We start from the raw sequence: 10,618 nt of genomic DNA, 5'->3' as shown, positions 1-10,618 counted from the left end.
GGTGTCATAGGTGTCGAGGAGCAGGACAGCGTCGTCGGGATGCATCTGTGCATAGGCGCGGAATGCCTCCAGCTCCGAGTCAAAGCTCTGGATCCAGCTGTGGGCCATAGTCCCACCCACAGGCACGCCTTCTTCGAATGCCAGAAGGACGTTGGATGTCGAAGCGACGCCGCCCACGAAGCACGCCCGGCTGGCGCCCATGCCACCGTCTCCCTGCGCGCGTCTGAGACCGAAGTCGACGATGCTCCTCCCCTCGGCCGCGCACACCATACGACGTGCCTTGGTGGCGATAAGCGTCTGAAAGTTCACCATGCTGAGGATGAGGCCCTCCAGGAGCTGGGTCTCGATGAGTGGACCCTTGACGCTGACGATGGGTTCGCCCGGGAAGATGACCTCGCCTTCGGGCACGGCCGTAATGTCGCCGGTGAACCGCATCTTCTCGAGAACCTGGAGAAAGTCGTCCCTGTACCCGCGCGAACTCAGGTAACCAAGTTCCTCCGACGTGAAGCGCATGTTGAGCACATACTCGACGGCGTCGCGCAGGCCCGCCGCGATGGCGTATCCTCCTCCATAGGGATTCTGCCGATAGAAGATGTCGAACACGGCCTCGTCCCGCCCTTTGCCGGACAGGTAGTAACCCTGTGTCATGGAATACTCATAGTAGTCCGTATAGAGTGGCGAGAATCTGCGGTGATACGCCTGCCCACGTCGTTCATCCATGGTTTTGCTCCTCTCAATTCACGCTGCCGGTAGCTCGGTATAATTCAGTATAGCCTCAATGTGTCCCTGCGGCCACCATCCAGCATGAGTCCCATCCTTGCAAAGGTTCGCACAGACTCTAGAATGACAGCATGATACAAGTCTCTGGATTCCATACAGGAGGATGACCATGAAGCACCTCTTCTCTGAATTGGACGTGGCGGGAGTCCGCCTTGCAAACCGTATTGTCCTGCCACCCATGGCAACCGAGCAGGCGGATGCCGAGGGGCATCCGAGCCCCGCGACGGCCGGCTATTACGGCTCATTGGCCGCCACCGGCGTGGCCCTGGTCGTCGTGGAACACTCCTATGTCGCTCCGGAAGGGCGCGCTTCACCCCGCCAGATGTCGTTGGCATCGGACACCTGCATGTCTGAACATGCCGCCATCGCGGCAGCGATCCACGCCGCCGGTGCCCTGTGTACTGCCCAGATAAGCCATGCCGGGTCGAACCGGCGGGCGGAGATGCCCGGAAGATGTCTCGGCCCAAGCGCCATCGAGAACCCTGTTTCGCACCTGATCCCGGAAGAGATGTCGAACGGCGATATCATCACAGTCATTCGCGCCTTTGGAGCGGCGGCTGCGCGCGTCCAGGGAGCCGGCTACGATTTCGTCGAGGTCCACTGCGCGCACGGCTACCTGCTGGGGCAGTTTCTCAGCCCTCTGACCAACCACCGTACCGACGCATACGGCGGGACACCGGCAGCGCGAAGGCGCCTGCTGCTCGAGGTCATCGAAGAAGTCGTGGCGGCTGTGCATGGGGACCTGCCGCTCATGGTCAGGCTCGGCGTCGCAGACAACCCGCCCACCCTTCAACTCTACGAAGGGGGTCTCACCATTGCGGAAGGTGTCGAAGCCGCACGCGCACTTGACGATGCGGGCGTCGCCATTCTCGACCTGTCGGCGGGCATCTGTGGAAGCCGCCCCGCCGGGCTCACAGGCGAAGCATATTACCGGCCGTTTGCCGAGGCCGTCTCGGCAGCCGTCCGCTGTCATGTCGTCTGTACCGGCGGCATCACACAGCCACAAACCGCAGAGGAGATCATCCAGAGTGGAGCAGCCGATCTAGTGGGCGTCGCCCGCGCCATCGCCGCTGACCATGACTGGGTGCGCAAGGCCCGGGAAGCGATAGGTCACCAGGCTATCTAAAGGAGCAGTCATGGACATCACCATCACCATCAGCGGCGAGGCGGGCCAAGGAGTCAAGACTCTGGGGTCGCTCGTTGCACGTGTCCTGTTCGACCGCGGGTACTACGTCGTGCAGGATGAAAGCTACCACAGCCGCATCCGCGGCGGGTTGGACGCCACGACGATACGGGCTTCCGACGTACCGCACCACGCTGTCCAGCCGCTCATCGACCTGTTCGTCCCACTGGCGTCGTCCGTCGTGCCCTACCACCTTGCCGGGAATGGTCACGAGTCCAAGATGGGACCGTCGACACGGACATTGTGTGACACAAAATCCGGCGTCGATCTGCCTGCAACAACACTGGTCCCCTCAGTTGAACGCGCAAAAACTCTGGCGGGCGACGCCCGCGCTGCCAACGTTTTCCTGTTCGGAGCCGTGTGCCGGATGCTGGGCATCCCCCTCGTGACTGCAACTGCGGTGGCGCGGAAGGAACTGCCCGCAAAGATCCTGGAGAAGAACCTGCCGGTCCTCGAGGACGGGTACGCCCAGCCGGTCATGGAAGCGTGGTCACTGCCGGTACGGAAGCTGAACCACCACCTCCTGGCCAACGCGAGTCAGTCGATCGGCGCGGCAGCCATCGTCGCAGGCGTCAAGTTCTACTCCGGCTATCCAATGTCACCCGGCTCCGGCATCATGAACTATCTTGCGGCACATGCAGAGCAGTACGGCATCGTCGTCGAGCAGGCAGAGGACGAGATCTCGGCGGCGAACATGGCCGTGGGCGCCAGCTATGCAGGCGTACGGCAAATGGTCTCGACATCCGGCGGCGGGTTCGCCCTGATGGTCGAAGCACTCTCTCTGGCCGGCATGACGGAGACACCCATCGTCATCGTCGACGCACAACGCCCTGCGCCCGCTACAGGACTGCCGACACGCACCGAACAGAGTGACCTCTGGTTCGTCCTGCATGCTGGACACGGCGAATTTGTACGCTATCTCAGCGCGCCGCGCACGGCAGAAGACGCCTTCACACTGACACTGAAGGCGTATGAACTGTCGTCGAAGTACCAGATCCCCGCCATCATCCTGTCTGACCAGCAACTGGCGGACACGCGTGTGACGGTGCCACGCTGGGACCTCGGTGAGGTCCATCTGGACCGGCATCTTGCAGAACCGGGCTCATACCAGGAGCCATACAAACGGTTTGCACTGACCCCGTCCGGCGTTTCGCCGCGTCTCGTGCCCCTGCAGACCGACTGGCCGGTGATCGTCGACAGCGACGAGCACGATGAGTCCGGACATCTGACCGAAGACCTGGATATCCGGGAGCGTATGGTGAACAAGCGCCTTCGCAGACAGCAAGACCTGCGGGGCGACATGGAAGAACCAATCGTCCTGGGCAACGGTCCCACCCTGCTGGTCGGATGGGGCTCGAGCTTTGGAGCACTGGAAGAGCTCGTGCTGGACCACCCGACAGACCTCCGGCTCATCCATTTCAACGAGGTCTGGCCTCTGAGGACCGAGCGACTGCTCGCCGAGATGGAACGTGCCCGGCTGGTCGTCGCCGTCGAGGGCAATGCGACCGCCCAGTTCGCACAACTGATCGCACGTGAGACAGGAAAGCGTATCGAGCACTCGGTCCTGCGCTACGACGGGCGGCCCCTGAGCGCCGCATACATCGAGGGCAAGCTACATGACCTGGAGGTGATCTGACATGTGGAAGAATGGTATGGACATCGCCTGGTGCCCAGGTTGTGGCAACTTCGCCCTGCTGGACGCCGTGGACCACATCCTCGAGACCAGCGAAATCCCGCGAAACCACTTCCTGTACGTCTCCGGCATCGGCCAGGCAGCCAAACTGCCCCTGTATCTCAAGGGCGTCAACGTCCTCAACGGCCTGCACGGACGGGCCTTGCCGGTAGCTCAGGCGGCGAAGATCGCGAATGGCGACCTGACCGTCGTCGTCCACTCGGGTGACGGATGCAACTACGGCGAAGGAGGCAACCATCTGCTGGCTGCGATGAGGCGCAACGTCGACATCACGCTGATCGTCCATGACAACCAGATCTACGGTCTCACCAAGGGGCAGGCGTCGCCGACGACCTCGATGGGCATGACGACCGTCGCTCAGACGCTGGGCGTCATGCTGGAGCCCTTCAGCCCGTTGGCAACCGCGGTGGCATTGGATTGCTCCTTTGTTGCACGGACATTCGTGGGAGACCCCGAGCATATGGCCACTACCATGCGCGCCGCCATACGGCACCATGGATTCGCCCTCGTCGACGTGCTGCAGCAGTGTGTAACCTTCAACAAGGTCAACACGTTTGGCTGGTACAAGCAACGTGTTCAGAAGCTTCCTGACGACTACGACCCGACCGACCGCCAGGCGGCCTTTGCCAAGGCGCTGGAATGGGGCGATCATATCCCGATCGGCGTCCTGTACGTGCACGAGCGACCGAGCTACGGCGACCTGCACCCAGCGCTGCATGGCAAGCCTGCTCTGTGGAAGAACTGGACAACCGACATGGCGCCGTACGACGCGTTGCTGGAAGAATTGGCATGAACGACTGGCACGCGGCTCCTCAAACAGAATTATCTTGCCTTACTCTGCCCCAGCCACCGACCGTCAGCCCCCGCTGAGAAGCTCACTGATGGAGACGAAGCTGTAGCCCTGGCGCGCCAGCTCCGGGAGAACCACTTTCATGGCCTCGTACGTCATCATGCTGTTGGGGTGGGCCACGAAGATGACGCCCGGGCTGATGAACCGCCGGATTGTCGCGACACTGAACGCAACCGACCGCCTGGGTCCCGTATCCTCGATGGTCCAGGCCGAACCAACCACCAGGTATCCCTGGTCGGTTACGACATCTATCAGATGGCTGTCTTCGGCGAAATAGGGAAACCGGAAGTACGGCCGGGTGGTCAGCCCCATACCATTCAGAACCTGTTCACACGCCTGGATCTGCTTGACGAAGTTGGCACCCGTGGTGGCCGTCGCAGCGGGATGACTCAGGGTATGGTTGCCGAGGTCATCTCCGAGCCGCACCATCGTGCGTATGGCGCCGGGATGCATGCGGACGTTCGTGCCGATGACGAAGAAGGTGCAGTGGCCATTGTATGTGCGGAACAGCTCGGCGATGCGGACTGCCGCCACAGCGTCCCAGTTGTCGTCAAAGGTGAATGCCACGACCTTGCGGGTCGTCGCGACACGTTTCAGTTTGGTGTTGGTGAGATCGACCGTCTCGAGCTGAGCCAACTGGCCCTGGCGCAGCCATGGTTCCTTCTGCCACTTCGTCGAGTAAGCGACAATCATATCGCCTGTCGAGACCCGCTTCCCCACAAAGGCTCCCATCGGTTCCATCAGCTCCCGCAGTGGAATGTACAACTGGCCGCCCGACATGACCGGTGCAACGCTCCAGGGCAAATCGAGGAGGTCGAGACGGTATGTGGCCGACATCCCCTTCCAGAACGCATGCCGGGACCCGATCGTGAGGGCGGAACCAGCAGGTGACACCGCATAAACGGCGCCCCACGCCTGATGCAGGACGTTCAGTGGAACCAGAACGGTGTCCCCGATGCGCATCGCTATAGCTGGCAGTTTCGAGCCATTCAGCGAGATGGAGAGGCTGGTGTCGACGGTCAACAGGCGGAACCATGACGTCGTATCGACGGCCTGAGCAGAAGGTACCGGCACTAGAGCTACTTCGACGCAGCAGTACACGAGGAGCGCAACCACAAACCAACGCAACTTCCTGCAGTTCATCCCCACCTCTTCAGCCCGACCGGCTCCTTATTGCGAGTATAGCGGAGGATGGCCATTCAGCAACCAGGCCCTGCTCGGAACCTTCCGGCAGGGCCTGTACGTCTGAGACGAGCATTGTTGCTGTCGAGTTCCCACGCTCAGGCGTCCCAGGTGACTCCCGCGGACCTGTACTGCAGCGCCTCGCTGATGTGTTCCGCGCGCACCCGCTGAGCTCCGTCCAGGTCGGCAATCGTGCGAGCGACCTTGAGGACCTTGTCATAACCCCGTCCGCTGAGGCTGAACCGTGTGACAGCCATGGTAAGGAACGCCTGCGCATCGCGGTCTAGCGTGACGAGCTTGCGCACCTGTGGACCGGAAAGGTCGGCGTTGGCACGAAGGCCACGTTCCTCGAGGACTCCCCGCGCGCGCTCCCGGGCAAGGGTGACACGCTCACGGATAGCTGCAGATGTCTCGCCTGCATGCAACTCGCTCAGCTCCGACGCCTGCAGACGCGGAATGGAAAGGACCATGTCGAAGCGATCCAGGAGCGGCCCGCTGATCCGGCTGCGATACCGCCTGACATCAGAGGCTGAACAGATGCAGGGATGGGTCGTATCACCATACCAGCCGCACGGACACGGGTTCATCGCTGCGACGAGCAGAAAATGGGCGGGGTACGTCAGGGTCTGACGCACGCGTGAGATGGTGACGGTACCGCTCTCGAGGGGCTGACGCAGGACCTCCAGGACATCCCTGTGGAACTCGGGCAGCTCGTCCATGAACAGGACACCACGGTCGGCGAGCGAGATCTCACCCGGGCGCGCCGTGGCTCCTCCGCCGATGACGGCGATGCTCGATGCCGTGTGGTGAGGGTGCCGGAACGGGCGCTGTTCTACCATGGACTGTCCGTCCATCAGCAGGCCGGCGGCACTGTAGACGGTCGTGACCTCCAGGACCTCCTCGCGCATCATCGGTGGCATGATACCCGGCAGCCGTTCCGCAAGCATTGTCTTGCCCGACCCGGGCGAACCGGTGAGCAGGATGTTGTGCCCTCCGGCCGCAGCAATCTCCATGGCTCTCTTGGCCGTCGCCTGGCCCTTGACGTCTGCGAAGTCCAGCGGTGAATCGACCACTCCCGCGGGCGGATGATAGGCCGGAACAACCAGGATCACCGGCCCCTCTACGATTGCCTGCACCACTTCGCTGAGACCGACAGAGGGCAGCAGGCGCGTTCCCTCGAGGAGGGCAAGCTCACCCACATTCTGGTGCGGCACGACATAGGTATGCGTCCCGTCGGCAGCAGCAAGACCGGCGACTGCAGGCAGGACCCCATGGACGGGGCGGAGCGTCCCTTCGAGCGAGAGCTCACCGAGGAACACATAGCCCTCGAGTGGGGCCTCGAGCTGGCCGGACGCCTTGAGGATGCCGATGGCCACGGGGAGGTCGAAGAACGCGCCTTCCTTGCGAAGATCCGCCGGCGCGAGGTTCACCGTGATGCGGTGAGCAGGAAAGCGGAAGCCAGCATTCCGGACGGCGCTCTTGACGCGTTCGCGAGCCTCCTGGACAGTTGCATCCGGGAGCCCCACGATGGTGAACACGGGCAGGCCGTCGGCGATGTCGACCTCGACCTGCACGGGGTGAGCCGTCAGGCCGACGACGCTAACACTCGCTACTGTTGCGTACATCGTTTGCGCGTCGTTCCAGAATCGCCTTGAGGTTTGTGACGTCATTGGGGAAACTGAGCATGCGCACGGCTTCCGCCGTCTGGACAAACACGCCCATCCTGAGTTCGCGATTGACGGTCACCTGTGTATCCGCGGTCTCCATCTCGAACCAGTACACGATCTTCCGATGGACCGCCCTGTCCATATAGGAGTAGAAATGAAACGACGACGTGCCCGCCTTTCCTACGATGAGGGCATGGAGTCCAGACTCCTCGAGAACTTCCCGGAGGGCCGCCTGCTCGTGACTTTCTCCGAGCTCGACATGCCCCTTCGGGAAGACCCATACTCCCTTCAGGTTTCTGAGAACGAGCACCTTGTCACCGTTGAAGACGATACCTCCAGCGGTGATCTCGGTGACCTCGCCCTTCTTGCGGGTCACGCCTGTTCAGTCTGCCGTCAGGGCAGAGCTACGAACGTGTCCTCGTCGAAGTAGAGCTCGCGCGCCCATTCCACGCGCTCGGTGATCAGAGGGCGTGGCTTCTTGACTGCCTCGACACGGAAGAAGGTCGAGCGATACCAGGCAAAGTCGGGCGCCTTGAGGTCAAAGGGGGACTCGGTAACGATACGGAAGCCCTTCTCGACGATGCGCTCACCGGTCAGAAGGTAATTGTTGAAGTCACGGAGGATGTCCGTGATAACCAGGTTCATGCGGAGGAGATCCTTCTCGACACCCATCCACTTGGCCAGGCCGGACTCGAAGTGCGAGATACCGAAGTAGCCTGAACAGCTCTTGCCTCTGAGAGCCTCGCAGCAGCGCGAGTAGAAGAGCTTCATCCCTTCAACCGTCTCGACCGGGTCGGTAATGAAGACGTCGAACTTGCCCCTCAGTTCCTCGGGAACGGGATCGCGGGCATCATAGTCATAGACCTCGACGTTGGTCCAGCCCTTCTCCTTGATGACCTTGCGGATGAACCTGTTGACGCGCTTGTCGATCTCCACGACGGTGATTCGCCTGCACTTGCCGGTCAGGGCAAGACCGATGCTGAGGAGATCGTCGTCGCCGAGGATGAAGATGTTCTTGTTCTCAAGATCACCACGCTCGTAGATGTAGGCGATGCGGTCAAGGTTCTTCACAAGGGGGACAACGCCCTGGTCAAACTCAGCGGTGACCTCCGGACGTCCCTTCGCCAGCGTCTCATACTCCGGCATGATATCCTTGAGCCAACCGCGCGGTTTGACGCCCGTCGCGCTGCAGGTCGGGCACATCATGGACTCTTCCTTCTCGATGCCGTTCGTGCGAGCGTAGTCCTTGCCATCCTTCGTTACAGCGATGAGGTCGCCCTTCGCTTCGATGTATCCTTTGATTTTGAGCGTCTTGAGTGCATCGATGTAGCCGGGGATGGCGTCATCCTGCTTGCCCACCAGTTGCCAGAAACTGAGAGGCTGTTTCATCAACGCCCGTAGCAGCTTCGCCTGTGTCCTGTCCATGTGTACCTCCAGAGATTGAAACCATCAGATTATACGTGACCATGCTCCACAATGCAACAAGAGCCCCTCCGGCGACGGACCTCGCCATGGAACGAGGTTGTCAGGTTTCTTCTTCGCTCAGAGACTGGAGTTCGTAGAGATTCTTGTAGATGCCACCCGTTTCGAGCAATTCCTCGTGTGTTCCGGATTCGCTGATCTGTCCTTTCTGTACCACGAGAATGCGGTCCACCGTGCGAATGGTCGACAGGCGGTGCGCGACGATGATGCTCGTACGACCCTTGAGGATCTTGCGGATGGCCGCCTGGATCACGGCTTCGGACTCGGTGTCGATGTCCGAGGTGGCCTCGTCGAGGATGAGGACTTTGGGGTCAAAATACAGCGCCCGGGCAAAGGAAATCAGCTGCCGCTCCCCCGATGACAAGTTGTTGCCGCGCTCGTACAGATGGTGATGCAGACCTCCCTCGAGACCCTTCATGAACCGCATGCCCAGGTAATCGACGATCTCGGCCGCTTTCTCCTCATCAGGGTGTTCATCAAAGAGAGCGATATTATGGAGGATCGTTCCACTGAAAATGAAGACGTCCTGCATGACAAATGCAACACTTTGACGCAGAAATTCGGCGGGAAGAGTGGCAACATCCACACCACCCAGCAGGACGCGCCCACTGTCAATTCCATAGAAGCGTGGGACCAGCCCGGTGATGGACGTCTTGCCGGCGCCGGTGGCGCCGACGAGTGCAACCGATCCACCCTGTTCCACGTTAAAGCTGATACCCTTGAGAATCTCCTGGCCTGGCGTGTAACTGAGGTGCACATCCTGGAACTCGATACTGAACTCGTGTGGAACAACACCGGCAAAGGTCTCCGGCACATATTCTTCTTGGGGTTCATCAACAATGTGGAAAATCTTCTCGGCCGACGCCATAGCCTGCTGGATCGTGTCGAATTGCTCAGCAACCTCCTGGACCGGCTGGAAGAAGATCTGGGTGTAGAACGTGAACGTCACCAGTGTGCCGAACGACAGCGCTCCCGCAAGGATATGTCCACCACCGTAGTAAAGCAGCAATGCCACAGCGAAGGTCGCCAGCGCCCCGACAAGAGGACGGAAGACGCCGTTCAGGAGCATCAGATGAAGGCGTGCCAGCGTATAGGACTCGTTGATCTTCTGGAATTTCTTCTTCTCTTTCTCTTCGATGGCAAAGAGCTGAACAACGCGCACGCCCTGGATGCGCTCTGCGATAAATGAGTTGATGCGTGAAAGGCAGGTACGTGCCACACGGTGTGCATTCCGGATGGAAACCCGAAAGACCGCCGTAAGAATGACGACAGCGGTGAGCACTGCCATGAGAACCCACGTCAGAAAGGCGTTAAGGGAGAACATGACGACCGTGACGCCCACGAGCAGAAATCCGTCACGGACGATATTGATGAGAGCCTGGCTGTACATGTCCGCCAGAGCTTCGATGTCATTGGTAACACGCGTGGTCAGGCGACCCGAGGGTGTGCGGTCAAAGAAGCTGAACGGTAAACGCTCTACATGCTCAAAGAGCTGCACCCGGATGTCATAGACAATACGCTGACCGACGACCTCGAGGAGGACACGATTAATGTATCCAACCACAAATGCCAGGAGGACAATTGCCAGAAACAGCAGCGACAGCCTCTTGATACCTGCAACATCGACGGAACGCAACCAGGCATGCTCCTCAGGTGAGAAACGCTGCAGAGACAATGCATCCATGATATACGTTCCCTCCGGGAAGACTGGCTGGGGAGCGCTGAACACAAAGGGCTGGGGAGCATCGACATATCCGTTGAGGCGGTCAATACCCAGCTGC

The 10,618-nt window shown here is 60.6% G+C and carries 9 protein-coding genes; 3 read left to right on the top strand and 6 right to left on the bottom strand.

Features of this window, described 5'->3' with window-relative positions; translation table 11 throughout:
• A partial coding sequence (gene pncB / locus SMC3_RS02340; RefSeq protein WP_119089777.1) for a nicotinate phosphoribosyltransferase occupies positions 1-720 on the bottom strand: 720 nt, incomplete at its 3' end.
• A 169-nt stretch (positions 721-889) separates the two neighbouring features.
• Here pncB and SMC3_RS02335 point away from each other — a divergent pair.
• Genes SMC3_RS02335 through SMC3_RS02325 form a run of 3 tightly spaced genes read left to right on the top strand, consistent with a single transcriptional unit; the run spans position 890 to position 4,449 of the window.
• Complete coding sequence (locus tag SMC3_RS02335) at positions 890-1,906, top strand: NADH:flavin oxidoreductase (RefSeq protein WP_165846517.1); 1,017 nt, start codon at positions 890-892, stop codon at positions 1,904-1,906.
• A gap of 10 nt (positions 1,907-1,916) precedes the next feature.
• Positions 1,917-3,599, top strand: coding sequence for a 2-oxoacid:acceptor oxidoreductase subunit alpha (locus SMC3_RS02330; RefSeq protein WP_119088279.1), 1,683 nt, complete (start codon positions 1,917-1,919; stop codon positions 3,597-3,599).
• Position 3,600: 1 nt separating this feature from the next.
• A complete protein-coding gene (locus SMC3_RS02325) occupies positions 3,601-4,449 on the top strand; it encodes a thiamine pyrophosphate-dependent enzyme (protein WP_119088280.1) in 849 nt (282 codons plus the stop codon).
• Positions 4,450-4,512: 63 nt separating this feature from the next.
• Here the strand turns inward: SMC3_RS02325 and SMC3_RS02320 are convergent, their stop codons facing one another.
• From SMC3_RS02320 to SMC3_RS02300, 5 genes are all read right to left on the bottom strand, one after another.
• Positions 4,513-5,649, bottom strand: a complete 1,137-nt coding sequence (locus SMC3_RS02320; protein WP_119088281.1) for a polysaccharide deacetylase family protein — start codon at positions 5,647-5,649, stop codon at positions 4,513-4,515.
• A gap of 137 nt (positions 5,650-5,786) precedes the next feature.
• On the bottom strand, positions 5,787-7,313 hold the full coding sequence (locus tag SMC3_RS02315) for a YifB family Mg chelatase-like AAA ATPase (RefSeq protein ID WP_119089774.1): 1,527 nt from the start codon (positions 7,311-7,313) through the stop codon (positions 5,787-5,789).
• Complete coding sequence (locus SMC3_RS02310) at positions 7,288-7,731, bottom strand: NUDIX hydrolase (RefSeq protein WP_119088283.1); 444 nt, start codon at positions 7,729-7,731, stop codon at positions 7,288-7,290. Before SMC3_RS02310 ends, SMC3_RS02315 begins: the two co-directional genes overlap by 26 nt.
• A gap of 17 nt (positions 7,732-7,748) precedes the next feature.
• Positions 7,749-8,780, bottom strand: a complete 1,032-nt coding sequence (locus tag SMC3_RS02305; protein ID WP_119088284.1) for a bis-aminopropyl spermidine synthase family protein — start codon at positions 8,778-8,780, stop codon at positions 7,749-7,751.
• A gap of 100 nt (positions 8,781-8,880) precedes the next feature.
• The coding region (locus SMC3_RS02300) for an ABC transporter ATP-binding protein (RefSeq protein WP_133299370.1) at positions 8,881-10,618 on the bottom strand (1,738 nt) is incomplete at its 5' end.

Origin of the sequence: Candidatus Cryosericum hinesii (assembly GCF_003570985.1) — a bacterium.
Lineage (GTDB): Bacteria > Caldisericota > Caldisericia > Cryosericales > Cryosericaceae > Cryosericum > Cryosericum hinesii.
Note: the sequence above shows the minus strand (reverse complement) of the source record. Positions and strands in the feature narration are given on the sequence as shown.

Bases quoted from the DNA above. Each gene is read 5' to 3' on its own strand.
- SMC3_RS02335 (WP_165846517.1), top strand. From the start codon at position 890: ATGAAGCACCTCTTCTCTGAATTGGACGTGGCGGGAGTCCGCCTTGCA.
- SMC3_RS02330 (WP_119088279.1), top strand. From the start codon at position 1,917: ATGGACATCACCATCACCATCAGCGGCGAGGCGGGCCAAGGAGTCAAG.
- SMC3_RS02325 (WP_119088280.1), top strand. From the start codon at position 3,601: ATGTGGAAGAATGGTATGGACATCGCCTGGTGCCCAGGTTGTGGCAAC.
- SMC3_RS02320 (WP_119088281.1), bottom strand. From the start codon at position 5,649: ATGAACTGCAGGAAGTTGCGTTGGTTTGTGGTTGCGCTCCTCGTGTAC.
- SMC3_RS02315 (WP_119089774.1), bottom strand. From the start codon at position 7,313: ATGTACGCAACAGTAGCGAGTGTTAGCGTCGTCGGCCTGACGGCTCAC.
- SMC3_RS02305 (WP_119088284.1), bottom strand. From the start codon at position 8,780: ATGGACAGGACACAGGCGAAGCTGCTACGGGCGTTGATGAAACAGCCT.